This is a genomic window from Paraburkholderia lebeckiae (assembly GCF_050436225.1).
Taxonomy (GTDB): domain Bacteria; phylum Pseudomonadota; class Gammaproteobacteria; order Burkholderiales; family Burkholderiaceae; genus Paraburkholderia; species Paraburkholderia tuberum.
This window is the reverse complement of record NZ_JBNDLU010000001.1, coordinates 1,826,801-1,842,839: the sequence shown is the minus strand read 5'-3', so window position 1 is coordinate 1,842,839 and position 16,039 is coordinate 1,826,801. Positions and strand designations below refer to the sequence as shown.

The following is a 16,039-nucleotide window of genomic DNA, read 5'->3' as shown; positions in this document are numbered from 1 at the left end:
TCCATGCTGCTCCTTTCGTCATCGGCTTCTCATTCATCTTGACACTCCAAAGTGGTGTGTTTATCTTTGCGAATGACGTTCAGAAAATAACCCGCTCGCGTGGCGAGCCAAAGGAGGAGCAATGAGCACGAATGTGGCGAGTCTTTTCAATCTCGATCAGAAAGTGGCGGTGGTAACAGGGGCAGGCTCAGGCATCGGCCGCGAGACGGCTTTGCTGCTGGCGTCGGCCGGCGCGGCGGTGGTCGCGGCGGACCTGAATGAGGAAGCGGCGCAGCAGACGGCCAGCCAAATCGAAAGTGCGTCTGGCAAGGCTATCGCGATCAAAGTGGACATCAGCGATGAATCGTCGATTCTTGCAATGTACGAAACGGTGCAGGCCAAACTTGGGCGCCTCGACATTCTCGTGAACAACGCCGGCATCTATCCGAAGACGCAATTCGTCGAGACGTCGGTAGAAAAGTGGGACAAGGTGCTCGGCATCAACTTGCGCGGCACCTTCCTCTGCATGCGCGAAGCGATCAAGCGAATGCAAGGTGCCAAAAACGGCGGTTCCATTATCAATATTTCGTCAGTGGCTTCGCTGCAGCCGGTGATTTTCGACAACGGTGACTACGGCGCGTCGAAGGCTGGCGTTAACAACCTCACCAAGGTGGCAGCGCTCGAATTCGCAGCAGACGGAATTCGCGTGAACGCAGTGCTGCCCGGCGGCGTGGCAACCGAGGGCGCGGCCGCATCGACGAAGGTTCATCAGGCTCACGGGCCGATCACCCAACCTGGTCGCATGCCGCTGGGCCGCATCGGCGTCGCCTCCGATATCGCCAGGGCAGTGTTGTTTTTCGCGTCGCCGGCATCAGACTACGTCACCGGTCAGCTTCTCGCTGTCGACGGCGGCTTCCAGGTCTCCTGATCACTCGTCTGCGTGTCATTTTCGAATCGCTAAGCTGCGTCGAGAACGCGGCTTAGCGCTGCAATTGCCTTTCCCCGATCGATTGCCGACCCGTTCGCACACACGTCCATGTGTGCGGCGGGCGCTCGCGCATGCGGGTCGGTCAGTGCCTTGTCGGGTAGTGAAAACACCGACGCCATTAATTGAACGACTTGTTGCATAACCATATTCCATGGCCTAGGATGTCCATCAAGAGGCGCCATGCAAGCGCCCGAGAGGCATAAGCCTGATCGGAGACATGCGATGTACTTTCTCGACAGCGATTTACGCGGTCCTCTTGCCGACTATACGTACGACTATCGTCGCCAGCGCGCTGAAAAGGGTGCTGCGTCGTCGGACGAATCGGCTCGCGCAAAACAATCGAATTGGGTGGCGCGCGTGTTGGGCGCGGTGGCGCCTCGTGCTCTGGGCAAGCTGCGGACGGAGGGCCGGGCGCGATGAAAACGCTGACTCGCGAGAGCGCTCGGGAAGCGCGTAGAGTATGGCTCCCACTCATTCTCCTGTCGATTTCGGCGGCGGCGGTCTGGCTGCTGCAACGCGATGTGCGCATGGAAGAGCTAGGCCGGTCCGCACTCTTCGACGTCGTGATGATGTTTGCCGTGCTCGGGGCGACGGCATTGGCGGGCATCATCGGATGTGCGATTGCGAGCCGTGCGCGAGCGCAGGAAGCCGATTTGTCGACAGGCGAGGGTTATTGCTTCATTGGCGCCGTGATCGGTACGGTCGTCTTTTTTGTCGCCATGACAATCTAACGGTAGAAGCCATGAATGAAGAACTGAGCGCGCGCGTCGAAGCACTGTTGGATAAGCAGGACATACTCGAATGCGTACACCGCTATTGCCGCGGGGTCGATCGCATGGACCGGAAGTTGACGCTGTCGGCGTACCATCCGGACGCAATCGACGACCACGGCGCATTCGTCGGGAACGCAGAGGAATTCGTCGACTGGGCCTTTGCGTACCATACCGAGCATCAGTTGTCGCACCACCATATGGTGTTCAATCACAGCGTCGAATTGCAGGGCGACGAGGCGCACGGAGAGACGTACTGGCTTTTCTTCGGAGAAAATCGCGTCAAGCCAGACACGCTAGCGGTGGGGCGCTATATCGACCGCTTCGAAAAGCGTGATGGCGTATGGGCGATTGCCGCCCGTGTCTGCATCTCCGAAGCGATCAACGAACTGACCCCTGCAGAAGTGCCCTCTGCGTGGCGCGAAATCCTGATGTGCAATGGCGTTAGTGCACGAAATCGTGAAGACGTCTCTTACGAACGGCCTTTAAAGACGCGCCAACCCAGCGAGGTTTAAGGCCAGACGCAAGCCGGCAACGACGCTTGCCACCACGGATACCAGCATCGATTTGCCATGAAAGCCAACGTCGGCAGGAAGCCGACGTTGGCTTTCAGCTATTGGGTAATGGCGCAATCGTGCTGTGACCGACAATCGACAGAAACTCGCGGCGGGTGGAAGGATCGTCACGGAATGCGCCCAGCATTCGACTCGTCACCAGCGATGCGCCGGGCTTGTGCACGCCTCGCGTACTCATGCACTGATGCGCGGCTTCGAGAATGACAGCGACTCCCTTCGGCTGCAGCACGGTGTTCAGCGCATCGGCGATCTGAACGGTCATCTTCTCCTGAATCTGTAGGCGCTTGGCATAGACATCGACGAGGCGCGCCAGTTTGGAGATGCCGACCACGCGATGCTCGGGCAAATAGGCAACGTGCGCACGTCCGATGATGGGCACCATATGATGTTCGCAGTAGCTCTCGAAACGGATGTCCTTTAGCACCACCATCTCGTCGTAGCCATCCACTTCGGAAAACGTGGTGGCGAGAATCTGCATTGGATCGGAGTCATAGCCCGAGAAGAACTCGCGGTATGCGCGCGCCACCCGTGCAGGCGTCTGAATGAGACCTTCCCTTTCGGGATCGTCACCGGCCCATCGGATCAGCGTGCGCACGGCTTGTTCCGCCGCGTCCCGCGTGGGGCGAATCGACACTTCCTCAGCGTCAATCTGATTGTCTCGTTTGTTCATCAACTCTCCTGATCATTCATGCCTCGTGCAATCGCATCGGCGTCCGCGAGTGCGGCACACGAGTGTCGGTGATGTGGAGGAAGTGTATATAATTGCACAGTGTTCGTAAATACAAACGACCGGCGAATCTTACACGCGACGTTCGACCATTGCGGGTCGAAAAATCAGGTTGCACTTACCAGGGATCAGCACATGAAAACGCGCATTACAGAGCTGCTTGGGATTCGATACCCTATTGTTCAAGGGGGCATGATGTGGGTGGGTCGCGCTGAACTTGCCGCTGCCGTCTCGAACGCCGGTGCGCTCGGCACCATCACCGCTCTGACGCAGCCCACGCCCGAGGCGCTGCGCAACGAGATCGTTCGGGTTCGCTCACTGACGGATCAGCCGTTCGCCGTCAATCTGACCATTCTGCCGACGATCAAGCCAGTGCCGTACGACGAGTACGTGCAAGCGGTCGTGGAGAACGGTGTGAAGATCGTCGAGACGGCGGGGCGCAATCCCGAGCCATATATGCCCGCATTCAAGGCTGCGGGGATCAAGGTCATCCACAAGTGCACGTCGGTGCGTCACGCGCTGAAAGCGGAGGCGTTGGGCTGCGACGCCGTGAGCGTGGACGGATTCGAGTGCGCCGGACATCCGGGCGAGGACGACGTGCCCAATCTGATCCTGTTGCCGGCCGCGGCCGCGAAACTGCATATTCCGATGCTTGCGTCAGGCGGCATTGCCGACGCGCGCGGCATGGTCGCCGCGCTCGCGCTCGGCGCGGATGGGATCAATATGGGTACTCGCTTCATGGCAACGCGGGAGGCGCCGATTCACGAGAACGTCAAGCGCAGGCTCGTAGAGAATGACGAGCGCAATACGGCGTTGATCTTCCGCACGCTGAAGAACACGTCGCGTATCTTCAGGAATTCGGTAGCGGAGCAGGTGTTGGAACTCGAGCAAAAAGAGGGTGTGACGTTTGCGGATCTCAAGCCGCTGGTGAGCGGTGAGCGCGGTAAGCGAGTGTACGAGACCGGTGACACCGAAGACGGAACGTTTCCGGCTGGCCTCGCAATCGGGCTTATCGAGGATATTCCCACCTGCGCGGAACTCGTGAGTCGGATGGTCGGCGAGGCGCGCGCACTCATTCATGGCCGGCTGGCCGCGCTTGTAGAAGAGAGCTGAGTCCGCAAAAAGACGGCCGTCGAACCCGGCTGCCCGCGCCCCCGGTTTTAGCGGGCGTGGCAGCCGATGCATGCATGACGATCGCAATCAGGCCTGCGAAGTCGGACGACCTTGTTCGTCGAGTCGTTCGAGATGCGCCAGCAGCGACCGGGATGCCGCTGGCCAGAGCCTTTCGGGAACATCGGTATAAGCAAGACGCAGCCAGTCGTCGATCGAACCGGTCGGCAGTGCCTTTACCGCGCCGGCGATCTTTGCTTCCCGGGCGAGACGGTGTGCCTTGAGGCGGGCGATCTGGTCATGCGGTCGGTCCAGCACGTACCCATGTGCGGGCAGAATAAAGTCGATCTCACGTTCGGTGCAAATCGCGTTCAACCGGTCGAGTGACGTAAGGTACGCCGTCATGTTGCCGTCGGGAGGATCGATGATGGTCGTGCTGCCATTCAGAATGTGATCGCCGCTGAATAGCAGTCCGTCTTCCAGAAGGACCAGGCACACGTGGTTGCTCGCGTGCCCCGGTGTCGAGACGACGAGCAATCGATGCGTCTCGCCGTCATGCGCGAGTGTCAGCAAATCGCCATCTAGCAATTCGCGGTCCGGAACGAAGTGATGGCTTGCCCTGTCGGCAGGCCCGGCCGACCGACCGAGGACGGGTGGCTGGTGCGGACACATGGACTGCAGTGGCCTCGCGCCGGGTGCGTGGTCCACGTGGGAGTGCGTGCAGACGATCATTCGAATATCGCCGCCCGTAGCTGCGAAGATGCGTTGAAGATGCGCCCGGTCGTCCGGCCCCGGATCGATCACGATGAAGCCGGTCGCCACCGTGCCGACGATGTAGCTATTCGTGCCTGGGCCCGTCATCAAGCCGCTGTTGCTGGCGGTCAACCGCATCACGTTTCTCAGAAGCGGGGCGGTTTGCGTCGATCGCCAATCCAGAGAGTGGAGCACCTGACCGTCGGGGCACACGAGACGCAGTTCCCCGTATGAGGGGTCGCCTTCCATGCAGCGCACGACACTGCCTGAGCTCAACCCACCGCGCGGACAACTGCTCCACAGCGACCTTTCAGAACTGCACGCCGTAAGCAGTGCATCAACCGAGTTGAACGGGCGAAGGCGTTCGAGCGTTCGCACGGTCGGGAAGATCATCGTGAAGTCGCCCGAAGCATAGCGCGCCAGTGCGTCGTCGGGACGGACCCACACGGGTTCGAACTGCTCGGCGCCGTCCGCGACAGCGGTTTGACCGACGGGCATGCGCGCCACGAAAAACTGCACGTCAAAGCGCCGCGGCAGATCACGATCGGTGACCCAATGCGCAAACGGATAGACCCGATCCGCGGCGAGTGTGAGACCGTGCTGCGAGCAATGGTCTTCGATCGCTGTTGCCCGGTCTAGCCTCGCAATATCGTGATCGTCGACGAAATCGCCGTCGTGTCGCCATGCCAGCAGCACACCGAGCTCTTCGAATGTTTCCCGAATGGCGGCCACGGCCTGAACCGCTTGAATATCGTCTTGCGCGGGGCGCCGTCGTACGCCGCCGGCGATTCGTCCATCGGACGGGTCGATTGCGCCACCGGGAAAGACGAACGCGCCCGGCGCGAAGCTCGCTTGCGCCGAACGTCGTGTCATCAGCACTTCAATGGCGCGCGAACGCTCGTATTGCGCGTCGCGTAGCAAGAGCATCGTCGCAGCGGGGCGTGGTGCCACCGGCTGCCGTTGCGGGTGGAGTCGTTGTTCGGGGCGTACCACGTTTGTCCCTCTGGTTGATTGGATAACGCTGTGCGAACGAAGCCCTAAATGCGCTCGAAGATGGCCGCGATGCCTTGACCTCCGCCGATGCACATTGTCACGAGCGCATAGCGCCCACCGCAACGATGCAACTCGTGAATGGCCTTGACCGCAATCACGGCGCCAGTTGCGCCGATCGGATGGCCGAGCGAGATGCCCGATCCGTTCGGGTTGACCTTTGCGCTGTCGAGTTCCAGCTCCTTCGCCACGGCGCAAGCTTGAGCGGCAAACGCCTCGTTCGCTTCGATCACATCCAGATCTGCGACGGTCAACCCTGCGCGCTGTAGCGCCTTGCGTGTCGCGGGGACCGGGCCGATGCCCATGTATTGCGGATCGACGCCCGCGTGAGCCCAGCAAACGAGTCGCGCAAGCGGACGAAGGCCCCGTTGTTCGGCGGTGCGACGGGCCATCAGCAGGACTGCAGCCGCGCCGTCGTTGAGGCCCGACGCATTGCCGGCCGTGACCGTACCGTCTTTCTGGAACGCCGGGCGCAATTTGGCGAGATCGGCGATGGTCGTGCCCGACCGCACATGCTCATCGGTGTCAAAAACGGTTTCGCCCTTTTTCGTGCGCAGTGCTACGGGCACGATCTGCTCGCGGAAGTTGCCGTCATGAATAGCTTGCGCAGCGCGCCGGTGCGATTCGACGGCGAGCAGGTCCTGGTCGTCGCGCGAAATGCCGTACTTCTTTGCGACGTTCTCTGCGGTTACGCCCATATGGCAAGCGCTGAACGGATCGGTCAACGCGCCGACCATCATGTCGATCAGGCGGATGTCGCCCATGCGCGAACCCCAACGCGCGCCGCTCGCAACGTATGCTGCGCGCGACATGCTTTCTGCACCAGCGCCGATCGCAATTTCCGTGTCGCCGTGCGCGATAGCTTGCGCAGCGGAGATGATTGCCTGGAGGCCGGAGCCGCATAGCCTGTTGAGCGTCAGTGCGGGTGCTTCCGCGCTGACACCGCCTTCCATCGCGGCGACGCGCGCGAGATACATGTCGCGAGGCTCGGTATGGATCACGTTGCCGAACACCACGTGACCCACCTCTTCACCCGGCAGATTCGAACGCTCGAGCAGCGCGCGAACGACCGTTGCGCCTAGCGTCGTAGGCGGAATGCTCGACAGCGCGCCACCGAAGTCTCCAATAGCGGTGCGAACGGCAGCGGTGACGACAACCTCTTCCGACATGATGGCTCCTTGGTTCCGGTAATCGGTTACGATCCGGTGTCATGTTTAACAATACGAATGACGTTCGGAAAGTAGCGCATTTCTTGTTTTCTGTCCATGCTGTTGTGCGATGCGCAAAGCTGCGATCGTGCCGAACATTGCGCACGTCATTCGCGCCAGATTGCGTGTGTGCTATCAGGCCTTCCTCGTGGGTGACAACGGATAGACGTGGCTGGGATTTCGCGTTATTCTGGTTCAGCAAGATGATCGACGTTCAATTATTGGTTGAAACTGGCCCGCAACATTTCCAGGTATCGGAAGGCGATGCGAGCGCTCGCGGGACATGATTTGCCAGATAACAACAGGACGACTCAGATGGATGCAGGTACGGCTTCGCACGATGCCCTGATGGATGTGCCGTTTCGCCCGATTCGCGTCGGCAGCATGGATGCCATCGTCGAGCGAAGGCCAGATGGAAGCGTGGTGTATGAACTGAAGGAACCGCTCCAGGCGTATCCCGTCCGCTTGACGGAGCGGCTCGAACACTGGGCGAGCGTCACGCCCGAGCGCGCGTTGCTCGCGCGGCGGACGCCGGACGGCAAGTCATGGGAGTCTCTGACCTACCGCCAGGCGTTCGACGATGCGCGTGCGCTGGGGCAGGCGCTGCTCGATCGAGGATTGTCGCCGTCTCGTCCGTTGATGATTCTCTCCGATCGAAGCTTTGAACACGCGCTCTTCGCGCTCGCCGCATTGCACGTCGGGATTCCCTATATCCCGGTGACGCCCGCATATTCGTTGTTATCGCAGGACTTTTCGAAGCTCAGGCAACTCGCGGCGGTATGCACGCCCGGCCTCGTCTTCGCAGAGGACGGCGCGCAGTATGGCCGCGCATTGCGTGAGGTGTTCGGCGACGTGGAATGTGTCGTCGTTGGTCCGTTGCCGGAGGGTCGTGGCGGTTCGCGTGTCGCGGAGTGGCTGAAGACGCCGGTTACAGCCGACGTCGACGAGGCGTTCAAGGCGGTCGGCCCGGATACGGTGGGCAAGATCATGTTTACTTCGGGAACGACAGGCGCACCGAAAGGCGTGATCTACCCGCAGCGCATGTTGTGCAGCAATCGACAGCAAGTCGCCCAGGTGTTCGCGTTTCTTCAGGACGGACCATCGGATCTCGTCGATTGGCTGCCTTGGCATCACACCTTTGGCGGCACGCATAACTTCGGCATGGTGCTGTACGGCGGGGGGACTTACTACCTGGACCCAGGCAAGCCAACGCCGGAGGAAATTGGCCCGACGGTGCAGGCATTGCGTGAAATCGCGCCGGCGGTCTACCTCAATACGCCGCAAGGGTTGGCCTCGCTCATTCCGCATCTGCAGGCGGACAAGGCTCTGCGCGAGAAATTCTTCAGCAAACTCGCGCTCATCTACTACGGCGGCGCAAGTCTGCCGAAATACATCTGGGCTCAACTCGACGAACTCGCCGTGCGTACCATCGGCCAGCGTGTGCTCATCATGTCGGGCATCGGCAGCACGGAAGCGGGCCCAACGCCGCTATCTGCGGCCTGGGATCCGCGACGGGAAGCGATTGCGGGGTTGCCCGTGCCCGGCGTCAAAGTGAAGGTGGCGCCGGTCGGCGCGAAGCTGGAAATCCGTTTCCTCGGCGACTGTGTGACGCCCGGCTACTGGAAAGATCCCGAGCGCACCGCCGCCGCGTTCGACGAGGAAGGCTATTTCCGCTCCGGTGACGCAGCAACGTTCATCGACCCGCAGCGCCTCGAACTTGGACTGCGCTTCGACGGACGGATCGCGGAAAATTTCAAGCTGTCCTCGGGTACCTGGGTCAACGTCGCCGAGTTGCGACTGTACGCGCTGAACGTGTTGGGCCCGTATGCGCGGGATATCGTGATTGCGGGGCACGACCGCGACTACCTGACCGCGCTCGTGTTCCCTGACATCGAAGCGTGCCGTGCGCTTTGCGATGACCTTCACGATCCGATGCCGGACGTCGACCAGATCATCAACAGTCGCGGCGTGCGCGCGTTCTTCCAGAGCGGCCTCGACCAGCTCGCTGCGCGGCCAGGCGGCAGCTCTACGCGCATTGCGCGCATCGTGCTCGAAAGCGAGCAGCCGACGCTCGATAACGGCGAATTGAGTGCAAAGAGCGCAATCAGCCAACGCAATGTGCTCGAGCGACGGCGCGGTGTCGTGGACGAGCTTTATTGCGTGCCGCCCACGCCGCGCACATTGGTCGGCAACGCGGGTGCAGCAGCGGGCGCAGATCGAGTTCAACGTACTGAAAACGCTGGAAGCTAAACAATGGATTTTCGCGTAGATCCCGCGGACATCGCGTTCCGCAAAGAAGTTCGTGCGTTCCTCAACGAGCATTTGCCGGCCGAGCTGGCCTTTCGCGGGCAGCAGGGCTTTCTGGCAGGTGACGACGATTCACAGCGCTGGACTCGCATCTTGCACGAAACGCGCGGCTGGTCAGTGCCGCATTGGCCGGTTGCTGACGGCGGCACAGGGTGGACCGCGATGCAGCGTTACATCTTCGAGGAAGAGTGCTATCTGGCCGGCGCACCGATACAGAATCAGGCGGGCGTGTCGCTCGTCGGACCCGTGATTTGCGAGTTTGGCAACGAAGAGCAGAAGCGGCGCTTTCTTCCTCCTATCCAGCGTGGTGAAGTGTTCTGGGTACAGGGTTTTTCAGAGCCGGGCTCGGGTTCCGATCTTGCATCGCTACGAACGACGGCGGTTCTCGATGGAGACCACTACATCGTCAATGGACAGAAGATCTGGACCAGCTTCGGCGCCTACGGTCAATGGAATTTCGTGCTGGTCCGCACGGATAGCGAAGCGAAGCCCCAAAAGGGCATTTCCTTCCTGCTGCTCGACATGTCGTCGCCGGGCGTTACCGTACGGCCGATCGCGTCGCTCGACGGCTGCCATCATCTGGCGGAAGTCTTCTACGACAACGTGCGTGTGCCCGCTGAAAACCTTATCGGCGAGGTCAACAAGGGGTGGGGATACACCAAGTTTCTGCTCTTTAACGAGCGGGCGTTTCTTGGCGCCGAAGCGCCTGCCCTCAAGCGCTATCTGCGCAAGATCCGGCACTACGCCTCGCGCGAACGGATGGCCGGCAAGCCATTGATCCAGGATCCGACGTTTGCGGCACGTTTCGCGCAGCACGAATTGGAGGTTCGCGCTATCGACATGGCGGTGCAGAAAATCCTGCATCAAGGGATAGACGAGCGCAGTGGCGGTATGGCGATCGGCTCCATGCTCAAAGTGCGCGGATCCGAACTCCATCAGAAGCTCACGGAGATGCTGCTGGAGGTGATCGGCGATTATGGCGCCGTGTTCTATCCCGATCCGAATGAAGAGCGAGAACTGCGCGAGGCCCAGTTCATCGGACCTGAATACGCGCCAGGCCTGGTGGCAGAGGTCTTCTATCGGCGGGCTTGCTCGATCTATGGCGGGACGGCCGAAATTCAGCGAAACATCATCGCCAAAGCACTGTTCGATCTTTGACGCCGTATCGAGTCACGAACGGTATTCGATCCCCGAGACGTGGGATCGCATCAATTGGCGGCATAAAGAGGGTGCAGCATGGACTTTGAGTTGAGCGACGAACAGCGGATGTTGCAGGAAAGCGCGCAACGCTTCTTGCAAAAGAGTTATACGTTCGAACATCGTCGCAATCTTGCTTCGCAAGGAGGCGGATTTTCGCGCGAGACGTGGCGTACGTTCGGCGAAATGGGATGGCTCGGTGTCGCGGTGCCGGATGAATTGGGCGGGCTCGGTTTTTCGCCAGTCGAAAGCGCCATCGTGGCCGAGCAGATCGGGCGCGCGCTGGTGCTGGAGCCATACGTGATGTGTGGTGTGTTTCCTGCGTCGCTTGTCACGCGCTGCGGGCGAGACGGGCAGCGCGAGACGATACTTGGCGAGATCGTTTCGGGCGAGACTGTCTATGCAGTCGCGCAAAGTGAACGTGAAGCGCGGGGTCAGGTGCATTACGTGACGGCCACCGCGAAGAAGACAGAGGACGGGTCCTGGCGGCTGGACGGCTATAAGACGCTCGTGGTTGGAGCGCCCGTCGCAGAGCGTCTGCTCGTCGTCGCTCGCGCGGCGGGTGCAGCCGATGCCACGGACGGCATCGGGGTTTTCGTCGTCGATCCGAAGCAGGCAGGCGTGACGCTGAAGACTTGCGCGTTGCTCGACGGCACGCCATCTGCCGACTTGCTGCTCGATGGTGTGATCGTCGCAGAATCGAATGTTCTGGGTGAGGCTGGGCGAGCGTTCGAAGGACTGCAGGCCGCCGTTGACGAAGCGCTCGTTGCGATCTGTGCCGAGCTGGTGGGCGATATGGAGGACGCTATCGAGCTCGCGTCGGAATACCTGAAAACGCGCAAACAGTTCGGCGTGACGATTGGGAGCTTCCAGGCGCTGCAACACCGGATGGCCGACATGGCGATCGAAGCGACGCAGGCGCGCGCAACACTGCACCGTGCGTTGCTCTCGATCAGCGAGGACAGGGAGAACCGGAGCGTCGAAATCTCGGGCTGCAAGGCACAGACCACGCGTAGCGCGAAGTTCGTCACGCAACAGGGTATCCAGTTGCACGGTGGCTACGGCATCACGGATGAATACAAGGTGGGCCATCACTATCGCCGTCATCTGGTGCTCGACGCATTGTTCGGCAACACGGACTATCACCTGAATCGCTACGCACGCCAGATTCAGCACGAGGCATTGGCCGCGGCGGCGTGAACCCTTTCGAGGCATTGCCATGAACGCGAAAGCAACCGATCTGCTCGGCGTGCAGAGTGACGGAGCGGTTCTCACGTTGACACTGAACCGGCCCGCGGCCCGCAACGCACTGAACCTCGCCTTGACCGAAGCGCTGGTCGACGCATTGCATCGTTTCGAAGCGGACCAAAGCCTGCGCGTCCTCATCGTGACGGGCGCCGATCCGGCCTTTTGTGCTGGGCTCGACCTGAATGATTTTTCCGCGCCGGATGCGCCGCGCACGCGGGTCGCGGACATGATCGATATGTGGCCGCTCATCACCAAGCCGGTAATCGCGGCGGTCAACGGCGCTGCCGTTACAGGCGGGCTGGAACTTGCAATGGGGTGCGATTTCATCATCGCGTCCGAGCGCGCGCGCTTTGCCGACACGCACACGAAAATCGGTGCGCTCGCGGGGGGCGGCATGACTGCGAGGTTGCCGTATATCGTGGGTCCGCGGTGGGCGAAGCAGTTCAGCTTGACGAGCGATCCGATCGACGCGGCCACGGCGTTGCGCATCGGCCTCGTGAACGAGGTGGTCAGCCACGATCAACTGATGGAGCGAGCAGCGTCACTAGCGAAGACGATTGCGAGCCGCCGCCCCGATCTCGTCGCGACGGTCAAGCGCGTGATCGATCAGGGTGCGCTAGCTTCGCTGGAAGAGGCGTTGCGGATCGAGAAGGCGGCATTGGCGCAAAGAAAGCAAAGCGGCGGCATGGCGTGGCAGGTGGGGAAATGATCGCTTGCCTGAGCGAAGCGCGCGACGCGAGGGCCGTGACTCTGGCTCAATCAACAATTTCGCCCTGAGGGGACTCGCATGGCAAATCTCTACGATTACTTTGCGGCGGTCTTGGGCCGCGCGTGTCCGACGCACGGTATGTCGCGGCAGTCGTTAACGCAGGCGGCATGGGCTTTATTGTCGGAGCGGGCTTTCCCGATTCCGATGAATTCCGCAACGAGTTGCGCACCTGTCGTGAACTCACCGGTGCAAAGAATTTCGGCGTCAATCTCTACATATCGCGGCAAGCGGGCGGAGTGGAGCGCGTCAAGCAACAGATCCGCATTCTGATCGAAGAGAACGTCGCCTGCGTGGAGACCGCCGGTGCGAGCCCCGAAGCGGTCGTGCCGTTGCTCAAGGAGGCGGGCATCAAGGTTTTGCACAAGGTGCCCGCTGTGCGCTATGCACATACGGCGGTGCGGATGGGCGTCGACGGTGTGATCGTCGTCGGCAATGAGTGCGGCGGCCATCCAGGCATCTACCAGATCGGTAGCGTCGTGCAGGCCGCGCAGGCGCCGCGGGAGATTGGCTTGCCGGTTGTGATCGGCGGCGGCATCGGCACCGGGCGGCAGCTTGCGGGCGTGCTGGCGATGGGCGCCGACGCGGTCATCATGGGTACGCGCATGATGGTCGCCGAGGAGCTGTGGATTCATCCTGAAGTCAAGGCGAAGGTGGTGGCGGGCGACGGCAGCGAAAGCGTCGTGGTCAAGTCTGCGATTCGCGATCATCACCGTGTGCTGCGCAACGAGAGCGCCGAGGCGGTCATGGAACTGGATCGCGCGCAGGTGAGCGAGTTCGAGCGGTTCCGCCCTCACGTGATGGGCGCACTCGCGCACCAGGCTTACGTGACCGGCGACACGCGCAAGGGCATGATCGACTATGGTCATGCCGCGGTGTTTGCCGACGCGGTCAGGAAGGTCGAGGCAATTTTCGACGAGATGATCGACGACGCGGTGGCGGCGTCGAACCGGCTGAGCACGCTGACGCCGTAGACGGCTAGCACGGCCACGGTTGAGGCGGGCAGGCAAGCGCAGCGCTGCCGCTACTCCAGCCACGTCCTGATCCCCGCGATGTAGTCGGCCATTTGCCTGCGAGCCTGCTCTTTATCGCGGGCAACGATCGCGCGCGCGATCTCGCGATGGTATTCCTTGATCCTCGCCACGACGCGGTCGCGGTCCGTTCGGCTGCGCCGATGAAACGTGGAATGCGCATCGGCAAGTTGCAGGACGATGCCGTCGAAGAGACGCAGTGCGGGATCGCCGCAAAGTTCAGCGAGCAGGAAATGAAATCGCAGCAACTCATCGGCGCCGGCACGGCCGTCGAGTTGCGCCTCGGCCTGAACCTGGTCGTGCACGCGTCGCTCACCTTCATGGTCGAGCCGTTCGATGACGAGATCCAGGACGGCCAGTTCGAGCGTGCGGCGCGTCGCGAGAATATCGCGCGGCGCGATGCCCGCATACTCCAGATAGACGCTGACTGCCTGCATCGTCGCGCTCAGGTCCGGCTGGGCGACGATCACGCCGCCTCCGGTGCCGCGCTGCACCCTCACGATCGAGTGGTGCTCGAGCAAGCGGATCGCTCCGCGCAACGCAGCGCGACTTACTCCATGGACCTTCATCAATTCCTGCTCGGAGCCGAGCGGTAGTCCTGCCGGCCATCCCAGCTCGATGATGTGCTTCAGCAGCGCCATGAAGAGCGTCTGCGCGCGCGTGATCGGTGCGCCTATCGCATTGCGCTTGCGGCGCGACTCGGCAGGTGGGGGCAGCGCAGGCGTCATCGCGGCCAGCATCGAGAGCCACTGCTGGCGCGGGGCTTGGGCAGGATGCATGTTGTCGCGCAGCTTTTCGCGGCGTTGCGCGGCGAACTGGCTGAAGAGGGCGACGTCGGCTGCCGGGACGACCAGTGTCAGGCTCACCATGCCTTCGGCCTTCTTGCGGGTGCGATAAGCGGCGACGCGTTCGGCAGACGACTTTGGCATGTCCGGGTTCAGTATTAAATGCGAACGTCGTTCAATATATCGCACATGATCGTTACGTGTAACGAAGCTTTCGTGCGAGAAGGCAGCGCGCGTTTCCGGACCCGAGAGAAAGCCGGTAAATCAATACGTTAGCTTCTGTGCCCCTGTGCTGATCGCGCGCGGGGCGGGCGCGTGGCCAGACGAGCGGATCGACCGGTTTTCAGCCACGCGCGAGGATACCTATAGTGAGCCGCTCCAACTACTTCATCATCGTGACGGGTGTAACGACCATGAGCGACACCAAACTATCCATGCCGCGCCGCGGCGATTTTGGCTGGCAGCCTCTTGTCAGCGCCTTCGAGCCCACCATCGAGGACATGCTGTCCAACCGCGCCTACTTCGGCATGCCGCCCGAAGCGCTCTACCTGTGGGGAACGCTGCGCGACGAGGATGGCGAGATCTATTGCCCGATGCGGCGGATTCCCGCTGGCCTGCAGACCGACGCGAAGGACTCGCGGCGGCGTTTCTACCTGTGCACGACGCTCGGCCACGACGACGGCATGCATATGCATCCGGTAGGCAAGGAATCGGTGCCGAACGATGGGTTCGCAAGAACGCTCGAAGAGGAGCGCATTCACTGGCGAAGCCACCCGCAGGCGCCCGGCAATCGCTTTCACGTCACCTGGACGCCCGAGGATTGCAGCTGGTACGAAGAGAACGGCATGGATATCAAGGGCAAGCTCGTCAAGCCCGGCATGCACTGGTATCTGCCGGGCCGCGACGCGGGCATGTACTACGTCGCGAACATCTTCGAGATGGAAGGGACGATACTTGGAAAGAAGGTACGCGGCATGATCGGCTTCGATCCGATCCATATGTACGAGGGCGGCGAGATCTACAAGACGAAAGATGCGCTGGTGCAGGAGAAGCTGGAACTCGTCTGGTACACGTGGGCGACGCGTTATAAGGATGGCAGCATCGACTTCGGGCACTTCACGCTCGGTAACGACATGTTCGGCTTCGCGATTCTCGGCAACGAGAAGGGCGAGGTGCGCTTTACCTATGACGTGACGGGCACCATCGATTTCGGCGCGAATGGGTATTGGCAGGAAGGCATCCGTTACTCGGCGTTCGGCGAAGAGTGGGAGTTCATGCCCGATCCGCGCGGGCGTCTGGTCGGTCTCGGGACGCTCAAGAATCCGCAGGTGGACGGCCGCTGGCGGCGCGTGGGCGATGCGCGCGAGCCTGACGTGTGGTTCGCATGGGGCGAAGCCGCCCCGGAGCATGGCAGCCGCCCCATCAACCGGCTCCCGGGGCTTGGCACGCGTGTCGGCGTGAACTTCCGCAAATACTGAACTTCGGCGCGCGTATGCGCAAAGGGCGACGCCGAAGCTGAGCGTCGCCCTGCCGGCATTTCCGCCG

At 61.5% G+C, this 16,039-nt stretch carries 14 protein-coding genes and 1 pseudogene; 11 read left to right on the top strand and 4 right to left on the bottom strand.

Translation table 11 applies throughout. The features are described from left to right. The first annotated feature begins 121 nt into the window (after nucleotides 1-121). From OKW45_RS08610 to OKW45_RS08595, 4 genes are all read left to right on the top strand, one after another. Nucleotides 122-907: an SDR family NAD(P)-dependent oxidoreductase gene (locus OKW45_RS08610; protein WP_429467204.1), complete on the top strand. Its 786-nt coding sequence runs from the start codon at nucleotides 122-124 to the stop codon at nucleotides 905-907. Between the two features lie 282 nt (nucleotides 908-1,189). Next, nucleotides 1,190-1,387, top strand: coding sequence for a hypothetical protein (locus OKW45_RS08605; protein WP_018425545.1), 198 nt, complete (start codon nucleotides 1,190-1,192; stop codon nucleotides 1,385-1,387). Further along, nucleotides 1,384-1,698: a hypothetical protein gene (locus OKW45_RS08600; RefSeq protein WP_429467202.1), complete on the top strand. Its 315-nt coding sequence runs from the start codon at nucleotides 1,384-1,386 to the stop codon at nucleotides 1,696-1,698. Before OKW45_RS08605 ends, OKW45_RS08600 begins: the two co-directional genes overlap by 4 nt. Nucleotides 1,699-1,709: 11 nt before the next feature. Continuing rightward, nucleotides 1,710-2,252, top strand: a complete 543-nt coding sequence (locus OKW45_RS08595; protein ID WP_429467201.1) for a nuclear transport factor 2 family protein — start codon at nucleotides 1,710-1,712, stop codon at nucleotides 2,250-2,252. A gap of 94 nt (nucleotides 2,253-2,346) precedes the next feature. On the opposite strand, the gene folE is transcribed toward OKW45_RS08595, so the two are convergent. Continuing rightward, a complete protein-coding gene (gene folE / locus OKW45_RS08590) occupies nucleotides 2,347-2,982 on the bottom strand; it encodes a GTP cyclohydrolase I FolE (protein ID WP_429467199.1) in 636 nt (211 codons plus the stop codon). Nucleotides 2,983-3,174: 192 nt separating this feature from the next. On the opposite strand from folE, the gene OKW45_RS08585 reads away from it, so the two are divergent. Beyond that, nucleotides 3,175-4,152, top strand: coding sequence for an NAD(P)H-dependent flavin oxidoreductase (locus OKW45_RS08585; protein WP_026226715.1), 978 nt, complete (start codon nucleotides 3,175-3,177; stop codon nucleotides 4,150-4,152). A gap of 87 nt (nucleotides 4,153-4,239) precedes the next feature. Here OKW45_RS08585 and OKW45_RS08580 read toward each other — a convergent pair whose 3' ends face one another. Then, nucleotides 4,240-5,895, bottom strand: coding sequence for an MBL fold metallo-hydrolase (locus OKW45_RS08580; RefSeq protein ID WP_429469315.1), 1,656 nt, complete (start codon nucleotides 5,893-5,895; stop codon nucleotides 4,240-4,242). A gap of 44 nt (nucleotides 5,896-5,939) precedes the next feature. Continuing rightward, nucleotides 5,940-7,121 carry a beta-ketothiolase BktB gene (gene bktB / locus OKW45_RS08575; RefSeq protein WP_429467198.1) on the bottom strand — a complete coding sequence of 394 codons (1,182 nt, stop codon included), beginning with the start codon at nucleotides 7,119-7,121 and terminating at the stop codon, nucleotides 5,940-5,942. 354 nt (nucleotides 7,122-7,475) lie between these two features. Between bktB and OKW45_RS08570 the strand changes: the two genes are divergently transcribed. From OKW45_RS08570 to OKW45_RS08550, 5 genes and pseudogenes are all read left to right on the top strand, one after another. Continuing rightward, nucleotides 7,476-9,410, top strand: coding sequence for an AMP-binding protein (locus OKW45_RS08570; protein ID WP_429467196.1), 1,935 nt, complete (start codon nucleotides 7,476-7,478; stop codon nucleotides 9,408-9,410). Nucleotides 9,411-9,413: 3 nt separating this feature from the next. Beyond that, nucleotides 9,414-10,625 carry an acyl-CoA dehydrogenase family protein gene (locus OKW45_RS08565; RefSeq protein ID WP_429467193.1) on the top strand — a complete coding sequence of 404 codons (1,212 nt, stop codon included), beginning with the start codon at nucleotides 9,414-9,416 and terminating at the stop codon, nucleotides 10,623-10,625. 78 nt (nucleotides 10,626-10,703) lie between these two features. Beyond that, on the top strand, nucleotides 10,704-11,864 hold the full coding sequence (locus OKW45_RS08560; protein WP_429467191.1) for an acyl-CoA dehydrogenase family protein: 1,161 nt from the start codon (nucleotides 10,704-10,706) through the stop codon (nucleotides 11,862-11,864). 19 nt (nucleotides 11,865-11,883) lie between these two features. Continuing rightward, nucleotides 11,884-12,621 carry an enoyl-CoA hydratase gene (locus OKW45_RS08555; protein WP_429467190.1) on the top strand — a complete coding sequence of 246 codons (738 nt, stop codon included), beginning with the start codon at nucleotides 11,884-11,886 and terminating at the stop codon, nucleotides 12,619-12,621. Nucleotides 12,622-12,740: 119 nt separating this feature from the next. Next, nucleotides 12,741-13,652, top strand: a pseudogene (locus OKW45_RS08550) (NAD(P)H-dependent flavin oxidoreductase); the annotation flags it as partial. 50 nt (nucleotides 13,653-13,702) lie between these two features. Here the strand turns inward: OKW45_RS08550 and OKW45_RS08545 are convergent. Further along, on the bottom strand, nucleotides 13,703-14,638 hold the full coding sequence (locus OKW45_RS08545; RefSeq protein WP_429467188.1) for a FadR/GntR family transcriptional regulator: 936 nt from the start codon (nucleotides 14,636-14,638) through the stop codon (nucleotides 13,703-13,705). Nucleotides 14,639-14,862: 224 nt separating this feature from the next. Here OKW45_RS08545 and OKW45_RS08540 point away from each other — a divergent pair, with 224 nt between their 5' ends. After that, entirely contained in the window at nucleotides 14,863-15,972 is a 1,110-nt protein-coding gene (locus OKW45_RS08540) for a hypothetical protein (RefSeq protein ID WP_429467186.1), read from the top strand. The last annotated feature ends 67 nt before the right edge of the window (nucleotides 15,973-16,039 follow it).

Excerpts from the sequence above, each read along its gene's own strand:
- OKW45_RS08610 (WP_429467204.1), top strand. The coding sequence starts at position 122 with ATGAGCACGAATGTGGCGAGTCTTTTCAATCTCGATCAGAAAGTGGCG.
- OKW45_RS08570 (WP_429467196.1), top strand. The coding sequence starts at position 7,476 with ATGGATGCAGGTACGGCTTCGCACGATGCCCTGATGGATGTGCCGTTT.
- OKW45_RS08560 (WP_429467191.1), top strand. The coding sequence starts at position 10,704 with ATGGACTTTGAGTTGAGCGACGAACAGCGGATGTTGCAGGAAAGCGCG.
- OKW45_RS08585 (WP_026226715.1), top strand. The coding sequence starts at position 3,175 with ATGAAAACGCGCATTACAGAGCTGCTTGGGATTCGATACCCTATTGTT.
- OKW45_RS08600 (WP_429467202.1), top strand. The coding sequence starts at position 1,384 with ATGAAAACGCTGACTCGCGAGAGCGCTCGGGAAGCGCGTAGAGTATGG.
- OKW45_RS08605 (WP_018425545.1), top strand. The coding sequence starts at position 1,190 with ATGTACTTTCTCGACAGCGATTTACGCGGTCCTCTTGCCGACTATACG.
- folE (WP_429467199.1), bottom strand. The coding sequence starts at position 2,982 with ATGAACAAACGAGACAATCAGATTGACGCTGAGGAAGTGTCGATTCGC.
- OKW45_RS08545 (WP_429467188.1), bottom strand. The coding sequence starts at position 14,638 with ATGCCAAAGTCGTCTGCCGAACGCGTCGCCGCTTATCGCACCCGCAAG.
- OKW45_RS08555 (WP_429467190.1), top strand. The coding sequence starts at position 11,884 with ATGAACGCGAAAGCAACCGATCTGCTCGGCGTGCAGAGTGACGGAGCG.
- bktB (WP_429467198.1), bottom strand. The coding sequence starts at position 7,121 with ATGTCGGAAGAGGTTGTCGTCACCGCTGCCGTTCGCACCGCTATTGGA.
- OKW45_RS08595 (WP_429467201.1), top strand. The coding sequence starts at position 1,710 with ATGAATGAAGAACTGAGCGCGCGCGTCGAAGCACTGTTGGATAAGCAG.
- OKW45_RS08565 (WP_429467193.1), top strand. The coding sequence starts at position 9,414 with ATGGATTTTCGCGTAGATCCCGCGGACATCGCGTTCCGCAAAGAAGTT.